The sequence below is a fragment of the Streptomyces apocyni genome, from assembly GCF_009739465.1.
GTDB classification, from domain to species: domain Bacteria; phylum Actinomycetota; class Actinomycetes; order Streptomycetales; family Streptomycetaceae; genus Streptomyces; species Streptomyces apocyni.
This window is the reverse complement of the sequence record NZ_WHOM01000078.1, coordinates 92,633-107,229: the sequence shown is the minus strand read 5'-3', so window position 1 is coordinate 107,229 and position 14,597 is coordinate 92,633. Positions and strand designations below refer to the sequence as shown.

Below are 14,597 nucleotides of genomic sequence, written 5' to 3'. Positions count from 1 at the left end.
AGTCTCCAGTTCGACTGCTCTAGTCCGACTGCTCTGGTTCTAGCTGGTTCTAGCCAGAAGGAGACCGCAACCTCCATGCGCCCTACCAACCCCGCCACCAGCCCCGCCCAATACGACGCCGTCGGCGAGCGCTACCTCCAGTTCAAACGGTCCCACAACCCCCTCCCGGAGCAGCACACCGTCCGCAGGCTCCTCGGAAACGTCAGTGGCGCCGACGTACTCGACCTGGCCTGCGGCTACGGGCACTACACCCGGCTGGTCAAACAACTCGGCGCCAAGACCGCCGTCGGCGTCGACATCTCGGCCGAGATGGTCGCGCTGGCCCGTCGGATCGAGCAGGACGAGCCGACCGGCGCCGCGTACCACGTCCACGACGTCGCCAGCATGCCGGTCCTGGGCACCTTCCAGGCCGCGACCGCGGTCTGGCTGTTCAACTACGCCGACAGCCCCGACCAGTTGGCGTCCATGTTCACCGCGCTCCACGCCAACCTGCTCCCGGGCGGCCGCCTGGTCGCCATCACCATCGGCCCCGACTACGACCCTTCCGGCCCCTCCTGGGAGCCGTACGGGCTCCGGGTCGTCGACGCGGCCCCCGGCTTCCGCCACACCGAGCTGGCCATGGACATCCTGTCCACACCTCCGACCCGGCTGCGCTACCGCCGCTGGGACCGCGACGTCTACGAGGAAGCCGCCACCTCGGCCGGACTCGCGGCCCCCGTCTGGCACCCCGCCGAGATCCCCGCGGACGCGATAGCCAGAAAGGGCGAGGCCTACTGGCAGCCCTACCGCGCGAACCCGTTCCTCGCAGCCTTCGACACCTACCGCCCCCGCACCTGAGACCTCCCGCGAACCGAGAAGTTGCCGTTCGGCGTCGTGCTGTGTTGGATGCTGGCCGGTCTTTTGAGTGGTCTTCTGAGTCGCGGGGGAGAGTGCGCGTGAGTCACGCAGTAGCGGTCTACGAGGAGGGGCGGTCCTGGAACCCCCTCGCACAGACGGTGGAGTTGAGTGCGGACGGCCTGCGAGTCGGAGGGCGGACGGCGGCTCTGAGCGAGCTCAACCTCGGGGCCATGGCGGAGGCGTACCTGCGCGGGGGCTGGCTTGGGGGCGGGGGCTCCGAGCGGGAGCTGCGGGCGTTGGCGGACGGGCCGGGAGTGGTGCCGGTGACACGCGTCACCGGGACGGCGAAGCCGGTCAAGGTGCGGCAGGCCGCTGAGTTCGCGCGGCAGCTAGGGGAGTTGGCGGTTGAGCGGTGCGGTGGGCCCGATGAGGTCGCCGCGCTGGGGGCGCGGGCCAGGTCGGAGGGGGTGCCGCTGTGGATCGCGCGGCGGTTTGCCGCCGGGCCCCTGGGACCGGTTGCGGTCGCCGTTGACCGGCGGCTGGTGCGGGTGGATGTGTGGGGACCGGGCGCGCCTGTCGTACGGGTACGGGCGCCGGGTGGGCTGTACGCGGGTGACACCTCGCCGGGGAAGGGCCTGGTGCTGACCGTGGGCGAGGTGCCAGCGGAGCTCACGCTCACCAAGGTCTGGCGGAAGTCGCGGAGTTCCGTGTCCGCGCGGACGCCGCAGGGCCAGTGGGAGCTGCAACGGGAGAGCGCCAGCACGTCGCGGCTCCTGAGGGACGGACACCGGGTCGCGCTCCTCACCCGGCCGGGCCCCCGCACCCGCCCCGAGCCGGGCACTGTGCTGCTGCCTCTGGCCGGGGTGCGATACGACACGTCCGACCCTCTTGCCGCGGTGATGGCGCACACCTTCGCGACCGCATTCGGGCTCGGGGACGGCACGGGTACGTACCGCTTCCAGGCCCGGCGCGACGCGTCGGCGGATGACGCCTTCGTGGTGGGCCCCTGGGAGCAACCCTGGTACAGCAACCTCGGCTCCGGGAGGGAGGACAACGAGCCTGGCGGCGGCGATGGTTGGGGCTCAGACGGCGGCGATGGCGGCGACGGCGGGGGAGGCGGCGGTGGCGACGGCGGTAGCGGTGGTGGCGGGGACGGTGGTGGCGGTGGCGGTGGCGGTGACTAAGAGGTCCGTCACTGGTCCTGCCAGTGTTGCCAGCTACGCGTTGGCGTCCAGGACGTCCTGCGCTACTCGGGAGAGGTCCTCCTCGGTGGGCAGCAGAGCGCGCATCTCCGGCGTGAGCGAGGAGATGGAGTACGTACTGACCGCCATCGGGCTGTTGTTGCTCTGCAGCGCCATCTGGACGGCGGCACGGTTGTGCTTGGACCCGATGAGGATCCCGAGCGTCTCGTTGTCCTGCTCCGGGTCGCGTACCAGCTGGTCGACTGCCGTGACGTAGAAGCCGAGCTTGCCGACGTGCTCGGGGAGCGCGTCCTTCGTCTTCAGCTCGACGACCACGTAGCGGCGCAGCCTGACGTGGTAGAAGAGCAGGTCCATGCGGTACTCCTCGCCGCCGATGAGGAGCGGGACCTGGCGCCCCATGAAGGCGAAGCCGACGCCGAGTTCGGTGAGGAAGCGGACGATGTTGGCGACCAGGGCGTCTTCGAGTTCGCGTTCGGTGTACTCGCCGTCGAGGCTGAGGAAGTCGAGCCGGTACGGGTCCTTGGTGATGTCCTGCACGATCTTCGATCCCTCGGGGATCGTCGCCTCGAAGTTGCAGGGGGCGGCGCCCTGGGTGAGGTGCAGCCCCTGAGCGATGCAGTGCTCCAGCCAGCCTCGGGACCAGCCGTAGCGGACCGCCTCGGTGGCGTAGAAGTCGAGGTCATCGGGGTTTTTGAGGCTGCGCATGAGGACGGTGATGTGGCCCCAGGGCAATTGTCCAACAGGCTGTTGGACAATTGGGTCCGGCCAGGTGCGGGCCATCTGCTGCATGTACATCAAGTTCGTGCGGGAGAAGCCGCGCTGGTTCGGGAAGGTCGTCTTGAGGTCGGCGGCGAGGCGGGTGACGACCTTGGTACCCCATCCTTCCTCGCGCTGGCGGCGCAGGATCTGGTGGCCGATCTCCCAGTACATCTGGATGAGTTCGGTGTTCACGGCCCGCTGGGCGCGGATGCGGGCCTGGGAGACGGTCTGCTTGATCTCGCCGAGCAGGTCGCCGTACCAGGAGGGCAGCGGCTGCTGCTGTGCGGGGAGGCTGGGCCTGCCAGTGGTGTTGTTCTTGGTCACGGGCGCCGATTCTTCGTCCGCGTTCGGTCGCGTGTACGCGTATCGGCGCCCGTGTCCTCCGAACGGGTGAGATCAAATTCCCCGGGGGCCGGGCCCGGCGCGGGGTGTCACGGCTGGGCGGTGACCTCGACCCACGCTTCCTCGCAGACCAGCGACTGACCCTCCGAGTCGCAGCGCGTCTGGTACACCGTGCCGTCGGTCGTCAGCGCCTTGACCCAGGTGTCGTTGCCCTGGGTGCTGCCCGTCACCGAGCAGACGCCGTCCGGGTAGCCGGTGTTGCCTGACAGGTCCTGCCAGGCGAAGGGACCGAAGTCCTGCCCGACCGCAGGCCTCGCCCTACGGCCGATGCTCGTTTCGCCGTCCACGAGGACGACGGTGAACTCCTCCGAGTTCGACGGCAGGTACGAATCAATGCTGGAGCACGGTCCGGTCGGTCCCGTGTCGCCGGTGTCACCCTTCGGTCCTTGGGGGCCTTCGGGACCTTCGGGACCTACTGGGCCTTGGGGGCCTGCGGGTCCTGTGTCGCCGGTGTCGCCCTTCGGACCTGCGGGTCCTTCGGGGCCTGCCGGTCCTGCCGGTCCTGCCGGTCCTTCCGGTCCTTGGGGGCCTGCCGGACCCTGCGGACCCGTGTCGCCAGTGTCGCCCTTCGGGCCTGCCGGTCCTTCAGGGCCCGCAGGTCCCGTGTCGCCCTTGGGCCCCTTGGGCCCCTTGGGTCCTCTGGGGCCCTTGGGCCCGGGCGGGCCAGGCGGCCCAGGGCACTTGTCGGTGCTCGGGACTGCCCCATCGGCCATCCCGCGCTTATCCGACTTCGGCTTCGGCTTCGGCTTCGGCTTGTGGTGCGGCTTGTGCGGGGGGCACTTGTCGGTGGTGGGGGCCGCCAGCGTGGCCGACTCCGCGGTGGGAGACGCGGCTACGGCGACGGGTGCGGTGAAGCCCGCGAGTGCGAGCGCCACCGGAAGAACGAGACTGCTGGCCAGCCACCTGCGTCGGCTAGTCCTGGGCACAGGACCCATGCGGTTACTCCCTCGTCGGTGCGGACATCTGGGGCTCCGGCCGGAGGCGAGAGGAGCGTCCCTCGGTCCGTACGTGCCGCCTCAGCGCGCCACGGAATGCTGTACGAATGTCATCGCAATGGGCCAACGACGCGCGGTGCCCCTGCGCCGAATGGAGGGGAACGACCATCACCCGTTTCACCGGCCGTCAGTTCCAGGCGTCGGCCCGGTCGCGCCAGTTGTCGGGGCGCGGTGTGGCTGGGCTCTCGTCGGGGTACGTTGTCGGCGCCGACTCCTCGGTCTCCTTAGTCTCCTTGGTCTCCTCGGTGGTCCGGGGTGCACGGCGGCGCGTCACGTGGGACGACACGATCAGGACCGCCGCGAGGGTGCCCGCGAGGGCGGGCCAGTACATGGACCGGTAGTTCGACTCGGGTGCGGTGGGCAAATAGGTGGCGAGGTAGAGCACGGAGCTGGCGCCGAGGAGGCGCAGGTCACGGGCCCAGAGGCCGCTCCAGCGGCGTCGTAGCAGCAGAATCAGGGCCACCGTCAGCCAGAACCAGCCCTGGAAGAGCGCTGGAACATCCCGGACGAAGCCGGTCACGTAGGACCTGAGGGTGGCGTTGAGGGTCGGGTTCACCTGGACGCTCTCTGGTGTGCCCTGCCAGGTGCCGTTGAAGTAAGGCAGGTTGCCCTGGAAGAGGAACCTGGCGAAGATCCGGGTGCGGTACTCGACATAGCCAGCCGCGTGCTGCGGCATCTGCTGTACCCACATCTTCACCAGCACGTCGGCGTGTTCGGCGGGGATCGTCGGGCCGATGGGACGATCGCCCGGCGTGCGTGGGTAGCAGGCGAAGTACGCGTCCGCGGGGATGTCCCGCTGCCGGCACTTGCGGGCGGTGGAGACGAGGGTGTCGCGGAACTCCGGGTCCGCGCCCGCCTTCTCGGCCGCGGTGCGCACCTGTTCCGGTGTCAGTACGTGGACCACGTCGTCGAGCGGGATCTGTGCGTGCTGCCGGGCGGCGACCGGATGGGTCGCCGAGGACACGAGCACGCTGCCGACGGCCGTGATCGCCAGCAACGAGCCGACGGCAACCAGCCAGCGGCGTCGGCCGGGCTTCGGCCAGATGGCGAGGACGAGGAGAACGAAGACCACGACCGCGGCCGGGAAACCGTTCTTCCGGACCAGGATCGCGTAGGCGAGGAACAGGATGCCCAGTGCCAGCAGGGCCCATCGAGTACGGTCGCGGCCCGCGGGCAACTCGCGCGCGAGGAACGCGATCGCGCACACCGCCAGCAGCGCGTAGGCCATGTGGGTGTCCTTCCACACCACACCTGTGAACGTCACGATGTGGGGTGCCAGACCGATCGAAAGCGCCAGGAGCGAAAGAGGTCGGCTGCCGGTGCGCTTCCAGACGGCGACGGCGATTGCCCACAACGCCCCCCACAGCACCGCGGCCTGCAGCGCGGCCATCGTCGCGAGCGCCCCGGTGATGTCGATGAGGGTCCGCCACAGCAGTGCCATCACCGGCGGGTGCCAGTCGGTCACCGGCCGGACGCCCTCTGCCTGCAGCAACTGCTCGACGCTGTCCTTGCTGAGGAATCCCGGATGGAAGACCACGGACACGGCGTAGCCGCAGAACGCCGCGACGGCCGCGAGACACCAGGGCCAGTAGCGGTCGTGACGGAGCGTCAGAGTCCGCCGGTCGGTGGTACTGGGCACGGGTGCGGAGTCCTCTCGGGTGGAGGTGAAGACGAGACTGCGGTACGCGGTGAAGCGCAGCAGGGACGCCGCCGCCCACCCGACCAGCCGTGCCGCGTTGTCGCTCAACGGCGAGCCAGGGCCGAAGAACTCGTGTGCGACGTAGAGGGGAACGGCTGTGACGAACAGTCCCGCCAGGTTGACGGCCAGGAACCAGGCGACCTCGCGCCGGTCGATCCGGCCTTTCCGGTCGCGGTAGGTCCAGTGCCGGTTGCCGAACCAGCTGACCGCCATGGCGAGCAGCGTGGCGACGGCCGAGGCGAGGACCGGTGCGCCGCTCAGTGAGCCGCCGCCGTCCCCCGCGCCAAGGATCAGGAGGTTGAACGCCGCGGTCTCCACGAGGAACGCGAGCGCGCCGACGGTGCCGAAGGCCGCGACTTCCCGCCAGATCCTCCGCAACCACGCGGGCACACGTCGCTCCCACGACGTCGAAAGCAGCATGCGTCAAAGCTAACGACAGAGGGCGAAGAATGTCTAAAATGCCCGATATAAGTGCTCAGGTGAAGCAATCGTGGCGTTTCGAGGGATGTTGATGAGCCCTACCGTCGTGTGTGTTGTCCCCTGCTACAACGAAGAGGCGGCCATCGGGAAGGTCGTGCGCGACTTGCACGCCTCCCTGCCTGAGGCCCTGGTCTATGTGTACGACAACGCGTCGACGGACAACACCGTCGCCGAGGCCGAGGCGGCGGGTGCGACGGTGCGACACGAACCGCACAAGGGCAAGGGCAACGTGATCCGCCGCGCCTTCGCCGACGTCGAGGCCGACGCGCTGCTGATCATCGACGGGGACGACACCTACGATGCCTCGCGCGCCCGAGAGATGGTCGACCTGTTGTTCGAGGGTCCCTACGATCAGGTGGTTGGTGCCCGCCGGGAGATCGTCGAGACCGCGTACCGGACCGGACACGCGGTCGGCAACAAGGTGCTCACCGGCGCCGTCGCCTCACTGTTCGGCAACGAAGTGAGCGACATGCTCAGCGGCTACCGCGTCTTCTCGCGCCGGTACGTCAAGTCCTTCCCCGCGCTGTCGCGTGAGTTCGAGACGGAGACCGAGATGACCGTGCACGCGCTCAGCCTGCGCCTGCCGACGGCCGAGATCGAGGTCGACTTCAAGGACCGCCCGGCCGGGAGCACGAGCAAGCTGCGCACCTACCGCGATGGCTGGCGCATCCTCAGCCTCATTCTGGGGCTGGCCCGAAGGCAGCGCCCGGCGCTGTTCCACTCGGTGATCGCCGCGATGCTGATGACCGCCTCGGTGGCGCTGGGACTGCCCGTCGTCGCCGAGTTCGCCCAGTCGGGGACCGTGCCCCGGCTGCCGACCGCCGTCCTGGCCGCCGCCATCATGATCATCGCGGTTCTCGTGCTGCTTGTCGGCTACATCCTCGAATCGTTCATGTACTCCCGGCAGGAACAGGCCCGCCTTGCGTACCTGCCCTACCAGGCTCCTTCCCCAGCAGGGATTACGCTCCCGCTGGCGTACTAGAAGGTTGCTGAGAATCTCGGGTTCTGGCCCCGGCTGGGTGGAGCGGCATGTGTCAGGACGCCGGTCCTCGCCCGTCCCGTAGCCGCTCGGCGAACGCCCGCGCGGCGGCCAGGTCCCCGTCGTTCGGCCGCTGCTTGTTGATACCGCCGACGAGCTTGAAGGGTGTCCAGGTGTCGAACGCCCGGCAGGAGAAGCTCCCGTCCACCTCAAAGCCCTTGCTTTCGAGGAGTTGGACAAGGGGGCGGGTGAAAGGCGCGAAGGGGATGTCCGGGAGCCCACTGGTGGCGAACACGAACGCCCGGCCCCGCCCGGCGGGAAGTGCCTTGACGAAGTCGGTCAGGTGGGAGTGGAGCCTGCTGTAGAAGACGCCTGAGCCGAATCCCACGAGGTCGGCGTCGGCCAGCTCCGCCAGGTCGGCCTGCTCGGGGGAGACGACCTTCGCGCCCAGTACCTGCGCCATGCTGTCGGCGACACGACGCGTATTGCCGTGCGACACGGAGGCGCACACGATGATGGTCTTCATCCTCACGGTCCCTTCCCTCGCTTCGGTAGTAGGACGGGGGCAGCGGCATCAGATGTGACACCACCCGCGTGTGATGGCAGCCACATCGCGCGGGGGCAGCGCCAAGCCCCCCAGGTCGCCGCCTATCTCGTCTCTCGTCTCTGCGGGGATGCGCGGGCACGCGGCGGCGGACCGGGAGTTGTACGTTCCGCCCGCTGAACGACCTCGCCCACCGGCTCAGCTGGTCCGACTGGCGTCCCCGCTGAGTGACCAGGTGACCTCCGCACGGACCGGAGGGAGCCCCCAGGGCTCCACGGCCCCCGTCACCAGGTCGGCGAGGAACTGAACCGTGCCTCCGGCGTAATGCCACCATCCACCGTTGCGTGACGCGACGGTGACCGCCCATTCCTCGGGCCCGGCGGGGCTGGTACACCACAGGAAGAAGTCGCCCAGGTCGAACGTCGGATAGAGGCCGCACAGCAGCTTGAAGTCCGCTGGGACGGGGCCGTGCCCAGCTCGGACTCGACCACGCCCCAGTCCACGTTGGCTGGCGTAGCCAGCCGATGCGCACCAAGGCCGGGCACAGACCGCTCCAGTTCGGCAACTGACCCAAGTGGTTCGGTCAGTCGGAGTCGTGGTGCCTGAGTCCCAATGAAGTCGTCCACCCCTACGGGCTCTCAGGCCAGCCGCGCACCTCCTCGGCGCCTTCTACGCCTTCGACGAAGTGGTCGAACTCGCCTGCCTGTACGCCGAGTACGAAGGCGTCCCACTTGCGTTGGGTGGTCGTGACGACGTTGTCCGGGTCGCTGGTCTCGCGGATATAGACCGGGGGGTTGTCGGTGCCGTCGTCGCCGAAGGCGAGCTCGATCCAGGGGCCGGGCCCGGTGGCGTCTTCAGGCGCGGCTCGGACCCAGGTCAGGTTCGGCGGTACGTCAGCAGCCATGGGGGCGGGTCTCCTTGAGGGTGCGGAGGAGGGCGGTGAACGCGTGCGGGGTGGTCGAGAGTATGGATCGGGTGGGGTCAGCTGATTCGGTCACTTGGATGGTTCCGGCATGGGGGGTGGCGATGTGTACGCAGGCGTCGCCCTCCTGGCAGTAGGACGACTTCTGCCAACTGCGCACAGGCATGTGCGTTCCCTTCACAGGTCGTGAGCGATGGAGCGGATCAGGTCCCGGGATTTCTCGGGGCTGAGGGCGGTGGCCTCCACGGTGTCGAGGAGCCGCCGGTACTTCTGCAAGTGGGCCTCGGCGTCAAGCAGTACGGGGCCGTGGAACTGGTCGAGCTGGGCGGTATCCAACGGTGGTACCGGGCCGTGCAGGTAGTTGATCGACTGGCCTGACCCGGGGAACGCGCCGACGTCAAACGGGAGCACCCGGATGGCGATGTGCCTCCGCTCGCTCATGTTGAGCAGGTGCTGGAGCTGGGCGCGTGCTACGTCCCGTCCGCCGACCCGCATGTGCAGGGCTGCTTCGTGAATGACGGTCCTGTACGGGGTTGGTTCGTCTCGGTAGATGACGTCCTGCCGTTTGATGCGGTGGGAAACGCGGTGCTCGACCTCGGGAGGCGTGGGGGCAGGGATGACATGGCGGAAGATCTCGCGGGCGTGATCGGTCGTCTGGAGCAGTCCAGGGATGTGAGAGGTGTACGCGGTACGCACAGCGGTTGCGTGATGCTCCAACTCGGCCAGGTCCAGTAGGCCCGACGGCAGCACCTCGCGGTATGTCTCCCACCAGCCGCGTGTCTTGTCAGCTGCCATCTCGACCAAGGCATCGGTCAAAGACTGGTCGGGGCAGGAGTACACGCGCGCCATAGCCCGGATGCGATCGGGGCTGACCCCGAACCGGGCGGACTCGACGTTACTGAGCTGGCCCGAACTGCTGCTGAGCGCGCGAGCCGCGTCTGTTGCGGTCATTCCTGCCCGCTCACGCATCTTGCGTAGCTCCACCGCCAGTCTGAGGCGGCGAGCTGTCAAGGCAGGCCTCGGGGTCATGCGAACTCCTCTGCTGTCACCCACACGGGGGGAAGTCTGCCAAAGTTTCTCGTATCTCTGCAAAGGAACTTTGTTGCGCCCTATCTTCTAACTCGGGCCCCCACCCAGAAGTACCCCGCTCGACGGAGCGGCCGGGTCACTGGGACATCAGCCAACTCCCCCTACCTGAACGGAGAACCCCATGACCGCCACCGTAACCGCCCCCTGGACCTACACCCTCCACCTCCCCCACGACCCCCGCGCCCCCGGAATCGCCCGCACCACCCTCCGTGCCGTACTCCGGTCCCACCACCTCCCCGAACTCATCGAGACCGCCGAGCTGTTGGCCAGTGAGCTTGTCACCAACGCTCACCAGTACTCGGGCGGGCCGTACGCGCTCCGGTTGCGGGTGATGGCGCCGGATCGGGTGCGGGTCGGGGTGTGGGACAGCAACCCCGACATCCCGCCGCCGTTCCAGGGGATGGGGCGGGCCCCGGACGAGTGCGCCGAGTCGGGGCGCGGGCTCTTCCTGGTGCAACTGTGCGCCGACGAGTGGGGCGCGTACAGCCTGGCGGGAGACGATTTCGGGTGGCGGTGGCCCGGGAAGCTGCTGTGGGTGGAGTTCCGGGTGAAGGGCTGGCGCTGGACAGCTGCGACACCTGCCGAAAACTAATCGGGCCAGGATGTCGAGAAGGCGTGGCTGGCTCCGTCCCCGTAGTGAACACGACCACAATGGGTCGGTCGCACCAGCATCGAGGAGAAGCATCATGGCCAAGTACCTGCTGCTCAAGCACTACCGTGGCGCCCCGGCCGCCGTGAACGACGTCCCGATGGACCAGTGGACGCCGGAGGAGATCTCGGCGCATGTGCAGTACATGCAGGACTTCGCGGACCGGCTGGAGAAGACCGGCGAGTTCGTCGACGGTCAGGCGCTCGCGCCCGAGGGCGCCTGGGTCCGCTACGACGGTGAGGGGCGTCCGCCGGTCACCGACGGGCCGTTCGCGGAGACCAAGGATCTCATCGCGGGGTGGATGATCATCGACGTCGACAACTACGAGCGCGCCGTCGAGCTGGCCGGGGAGCTGTCCGCCGCCCCCGGCGCGGGCGGCAAGCCGATCCACGAGTGGCTGGAGGTGCGCCCGTTCCTGGCCGCGCCGCCCACCATCACCGAGTGACATCACACAGTGACGTCACTGATGGACGAGGTTCTGCTGAGGAGCCTCACGCCGCGCGTGCTCACCGTCCTCGTCCGCCGCGGAGCTGACTTCGCGGTGGCCGAGGACGCCGTGCAGGACGCTCTGGTCGAGGCGCTACGGGTCTGGGCGGAAGCGCCGCCGCGCGACCCGAAGGGCTGGCTGGTCACCGTGGCTTGGCGCAAGTTCCTCGACGCGACGCGCGCCAGCACCGCCCGCCGCAGGCGTGAGGAGCGCGTCGAGGAGGAGCCGGGGCCCGGGCCCGCGCCCTCGGTGGACGACACGCTTCAGCTCTACTTCCTGTGCGCCCACCCGTCGTTGACCCCGGCATCCGCGGTCGCGCTCACGCTGCGCGCCGTCGGCGGGCTGACCACCCGCCAGATCGCCCAGGCCTACCTGGTGCCCGAGGCGACCATGGCGCAGCGCATCAGCCGGGCCAAGCGCACCGTCTCCGGCATACGGTTCGACCAGCCCGGCGACGTCGCCACCGTGCTGCGCGTCCTCTACCTCGTTTTCAACGAGGGCTACTCCGGTGACGTCGACCTCGCCGCCGAGGCCATCCGGCTCACCCGGCAGCTCGCGGCCGCGATCGACCACCCCGAGGTGGCGGGCCTGCTCGCCCTCATGCTGCTCCACCACGCCCGGCGCGCCGCGAGGACCGCGCCTGACGGCAGCCTGGTGCCGCTCGCCGAGCAGGATCGTGGCCGGTGGGACACCGCGTTGATCGCCGAGGGTGTGGGGATCTTGCAGGCGGCGCTCGCCCGTGACCGGCTGGGCGAGTTCCAGGCCCAGGCCGCCATCGCGGCACTGCACGCTGACGCGCCCACCGCCGAGGAGACCGACTGGGTGCAGATCGTCGAGTGGTACGACGAGCTCACCCGCCTGACCGACAGCCCGGTCGTACGGCTCAACCGCGCCGTCGCCGTCGGGGAGGCCGACGGACCGCGCGCCGGGCTGACCGCGCTCGCGGAGCTGGAGGACTCGTTGCCCCGCCACACCGCCGTGGCGGCGTACCTCCATGAGCGCGACGGCGACCAGGCGACGGCGGCACGGCTGTACGCCGAGGCGGCCCACAAGGCCCCCAACCTCGCCGAGCGCGACCACCTGACGCGCCAGGCCGCCCGGCTCAACGCCCGCCGACCGTGAAGTCGGGAAGCCGGGAAGTTGTCCACAGGCTGTGGATAGCGGGTGAAGTCCAGCGCAGGGTGTAGCCAGCACCACCCCGCACTCGGGGTGTACGCCCAATGTGTACCGCCGTCACCGTCCGTAGCTTCGTAGGCATGGCGCAGGGAGCGCCTACGAAGCCACGAAGCTACGAAGCAACGGAGAGGCCGACATGTTTCGTCGTACGGGAACGAGCCGCAAGGGGACCGCCGGGCCCGGCCGGAGCACCAGCTCCGAGGCCCTGCGTCTGGTGAGCGTCACCAAGACCTACGGGTCGTCGGACGAGAACGCCGTCACCGCGCTCGACCGCGTCAGCCTCGGGCTGCGGGCCGGGACCTTCACCGCCGTCATGGGGCCCTCCGGGTCCGGTAAGTCCACGTTGTTGCAGTGCGCGGCCGGGCTCGACCGGCCCGACCGTGGGGTGGTCAGGGTGGACGGCGAGGAGATGACGGGCGGCACCGAGGCCGCGCTCACCAAGTTCCGGCGGCAGCGGATCGGGTTCGTGTTCCAGCAGTACAACCTGCTGCCGACGCTCACCGTCGAGCAGAACACCACCCTCCCGCTGAAGCTCGCCGGGCGGCGGATCGACCGGAACAGGGCGCGCGAGATCCTCGCGCAGGTGGGGCTCGGCGACCGGCTCGGGCACCGGCCCGACGAGCTCTCCGGCGGGCAGCGGCAGCGGGTCGCCATCGCGCGGGCCCTCGTCACCGAGCCGAGCGTCATCTTCGCCGACGAACCGACCGGCGCGCTGGACACCCGGAGTGCTCGCGAGGTGCTGCGGCTGCTGCGGGAGACCGTACGGGTGCACGGCAGGACCGTCGTCATGGTGACGCACGACCCGGTCGCCGCCTCGTACGCCGACTCCGTCGTCTTCCTCGCGGACGGGCGCCTCGCCGGTGAGCTGCACGCGCCGACCGTGGACGCGGTGGCCGAGCGGATGGCGCACCTCGGTGACAGCGCCGATGCCGATGCTTCCGGCTACGACGCTCCGCTGGGGGTCTGAGCCATGTTCTCGCTCGCCATGCGATCCATCCGGCTGCGCCCCGGGCGCTTCGTCGCGACGCTGCTGTCCGCCTTCCTGGGCGCGACGATCATCATGACCTTCAACTCGATGCATGACACGGCGGGTGGGGCCGGGGTCGACACCGTCAGCTCCGACACGCTCACCACCTCGGCCTCCGTCGTCGGCGGCTACGGGACGCTGCTGGTGTTCTTCGCCGTCGCCTCGACGCTGACCGTGAACGTACGGCAGCGGCACGAGGAGATCACCCTGCTGCGCAACACCGGGGCCACCCCGGCGCAGATCCGGCGGATGGTGGTGGGTGAGGCCTCGGTGGTGGGGCTGGTGGCTTCGGTGCTGGCGGTGGGGCCCGCGATGCTCGCGGGGCGGGCGCTGCTGTCCGTCTTTCGGGACAGTGGGCAGGTCGCGGAGCGGGTGGACTACGCCTTCGGGCCCGTCGCGCTGATGTCCGGGCTCTCCATCATGCTGCTCGCCTGCGCCGGTGCCGCGTTCCTCGCGGTGCGGCGGGCGACCAGGGCCGTCGCGACGGGGGAGCGCGAGCCCCGTACCCGGCTGCGCGGGTTCTTCGCGTACGGCGCACTCGTCGCCGGAGCGGGTGCGGTCAGCGCCACCTTCGCGATGGACGCGACGGAGCCCGCGCTGATGGCGGCACCCGCGTATGGCGCGATCCTGCTGTCGGTCGGCTTCGCGCTGCTGTCGCCACGGCTGTTGAGCGGAGTGCTGGGTGTGCTGGAGCGGCCGCTCGGGGCGCTCGCCGGGGCCAGCGGGTATCTGACGGTGCACAACATGCGGCAGCGGGCCGCGCAGTTGGCCGGGGTGCTGATGCCGCTGGTGCTGTTCACGGGGATGGCCACCGCGACGCTGTATATGCAGGCCATCGAGAACGACGCCATCAAGGCGTCGGGCGTGGCCAAGTCCGTGGACGACAAGAACCTGGAGACGCTGAACCTCGTCGTCGTCGGGATCATCGTGGTCTTCGCCTGCGTGATGCTCATCAACAGCCTGTACGCGGCGACCTCCTACCGGAGCCGGGAGTTCGGGCAGCAGCGGCTGGCCGGGGCGACTCCGGCGCAGGTGCTCGGCATGGTCGGCGTGGAGGGTCTGGTGCTGACCCTGACCGGGGTGTTCTTCGGGACGCTGTCGGGGCTCGCCGGGATCGTGGCGTTCAGTTCGGTACGGGTGGACGAGGCGCTCCCGCTGGGGTCGGGGTCGGGGCCGGGTCAGGGGCAGGGGCTCGGGATCTGGCTGGGGGTGGTGTCCATCGCCGCGGCGGCGACGCTGGTCACCAGCCTGGGGACGGCGCGGCGGGGGCTGCGGACTCCGGCGGTGGAGGCGGTGGCGCTGGCCGCGTGAGCCATTCCCGCGCTGTACGGGCTCGGTTTCCGGGCCCGT

15 protein-coding genes are annotated in these 14,597 nt (G+C 69.5%); 8 read left to right on the top strand and 7 right to left on the bottom strand.

The features are described 5' to 3' along the window. Nucleotides 1-75: 75 nt before the first annotated feature. Nucleotides 76-837: a class I SAM-dependent methyltransferase gene (locus tag GCN81_RS29050; RefSeq protein ID WP_156727526.1), complete on the top strand. Its 762-nt coding sequence runs from the start codon at nucleotides 76-78 to the stop codon at nucleotides 835-837. Nucleotides 838-935: 98 nt separating this feature from the next. After that, on the top strand, nucleotides 936-2,021 hold the full coding sequence (locus tag GCN81_RS32090) for a hypothetical protein (RefSeq protein WP_197287826.1): 1,086 nt from the start codon (nucleotides 936-938) through the stop codon (nucleotides 2,019-2,021). Nucleotides 2,022-2,054: 33 nt separating this feature from the next. Here the strand turns inward: GCN81_RS32090 and GCN81_RS29040 are convergent, their stop codons facing one another. From GCN81_RS29040 to GCN81_RS29030, 3 genes are all read right to left on the bottom strand, one after another. Then, nucleotides 2,055-3,122, bottom strand: coding sequence for a PDDEXK nuclease domain-containing protein (locus GCN81_RS29040; protein ID WP_156727525.1), 1,068 nt, complete (start codon nucleotides 3,120-3,122; stop codon nucleotides 2,055-2,057). 107 nt (nucleotides 3,123-3,229) lie between these two features. Further along, complete coding sequence (locus GCN81_RS32625) at nucleotides 3,230-3,487, bottom strand: hypothetical protein (RefSeq protein ID WP_231627055.1); 258 nt, start codon at nucleotides 3,485-3,487, stop codon at nucleotides 3,230-3,232. Nucleotides 3,488-4,322: 835 nt separating this feature from the next. Then, nucleotides 4,323-6,314, bottom strand: coding sequence for a GtrA family protein (locus tag GCN81_RS29030; RefSeq protein WP_156727523.1), 1,992 nt, complete (start codon nucleotides 6,312-6,314; stop codon nucleotides 4,323-4,325). A 91-nt stretch (nucleotides 6,315-6,405) separates the two neighbouring features. On the opposite strand from GCN81_RS29030, the gene GCN81_RS29025 reads away from it, so the two are divergent. Beyond that, nucleotides 6,406-7,356, top strand: coding sequence for a glycosyltransferase family 2 protein (locus GCN81_RS29025; protein ID WP_231627054.1), 951 nt, complete (start codon nucleotides 6,406-6,408; stop codon nucleotides 7,354-7,356). Nucleotides 7,357-7,408: 52 nt separating this feature from the next. On the opposite strand, the gene GCN81_RS29020 is transcribed toward GCN81_RS29025, so the two are convergent. The 4 genes from GCN81_RS29020 to GCN81_RS29005 all read right to left on the bottom strand — a co-directional run bounded on the left by GCN81_RS29020 (nucleotide 7,409) and on the right by GCN81_RS29005 (nucleotide 9,848). Then, nucleotides 7,409-7,879, bottom strand: a complete 471-nt coding sequence (locus tag GCN81_RS29020) for a flavodoxin family protein (protein ID WP_156727521.1) — start codon at nucleotides 7,877-7,879, stop codon at nucleotides 7,409-7,411. 646 nt (nucleotides 7,880-8,525) lie between these two features. Further along, nucleotides 8,526-8,801 (bottom strand): DUF397 domain-containing protein, encoded by a 276-nt coding sequence (locus GCN81_RS29015; protein ID WP_156727520.1) that lies wholly within the window; start codon nucleotides 8,799-8,801, stop codon nucleotides 8,526-8,528. Next, entirely contained in the window at nucleotides 8,791-8,985 is a 195-nt protein-coding gene (locus GCN81_RS29010; protein WP_156727519.1) for a DUF397 domain-containing protein, read from the bottom strand. The genes GCN81_RS29015 and GCN81_RS29010 overlap by 11 nt, the downstream gene beginning before the upstream one ends. Nucleotides 8,986-8,996: 11 nt before the next feature. Next, nucleotides 8,997-9,848 carry a helix-turn-helix domain-containing protein gene (locus GCN81_RS29005; protein WP_156727518.1) on the bottom strand — a complete coding sequence of 284 codons (852 nt, stop codon included), beginning with the start codon at nucleotides 9,846-9,848 and terminating at the stop codon, nucleotides 8,997-8,999. 181 nt (nucleotides 9,849-10,029) lie between these two features. On the opposite strand from GCN81_RS29005, the gene GCN81_RS29000 reads away from it, so the two are divergent. From GCN81_RS29000 to GCN81_RS28980, 5 genes are all read left to right on the top strand, one after another. Further along, nucleotides 10,030-10,500, top strand: coding sequence for an ATP-binding protein (locus GCN81_RS29000; RefSeq protein ID WP_156727517.1), 471 nt, complete (start codon nucleotides 10,030-10,032; stop codon nucleotides 10,498-10,500). A 94-nt stretch (nucleotides 10,501-10,594) separates the two neighbouring features. Then, the gene (locus GCN81_RS28995; RefSeq protein WP_156727516.1) at nucleotides 10,595-11,002 is read left to right on the top strand and encodes a YciI family protein; all 408 of its coding nucleotides are present in this window, start codon (nucleotides 10,595-10,597) and stop codon (nucleotides 11,000-11,002) included. Between the two features lie 21 nt (nucleotides 11,003-11,023). Then, nucleotides 11,024-12,166 (top strand): RNA polymerase sigma factor, encoded by a 1,143-nt coding sequence (locus GCN81_RS28990; protein WP_156727515.1) that lies wholly within the window; start codon nucleotides 11,024-11,026, stop codon nucleotides 12,164-12,166. A 190-nt stretch (nucleotides 12,167-12,356) separates the two neighbouring features. Continuing rightward, nucleotides 12,357-13,187 (top strand): ABC transporter ATP-binding protein, encoded by an 831-nt coding sequence (locus tag GCN81_RS28985; RefSeq protein ID WP_156727514.1) that lies wholly within the window; start codon nucleotides 12,357-12,359, stop codon nucleotides 13,185-13,187. A 3-nt stretch (nucleotides 13,188-13,190) separates the two neighbouring features. Beyond that, nucleotides 13,191-14,558 (top strand): FtsX-like permease family protein, encoded by a 1,368-nt coding sequence (locus GCN81_RS28980; RefSeq protein WP_156727513.1) that lies wholly within the window; start codon nucleotides 13,191-13,193, stop codon nucleotides 14,556-14,558. The last annotated feature ends 39 nt before the right edge of the window (nucleotides 14,559-14,597 follow it).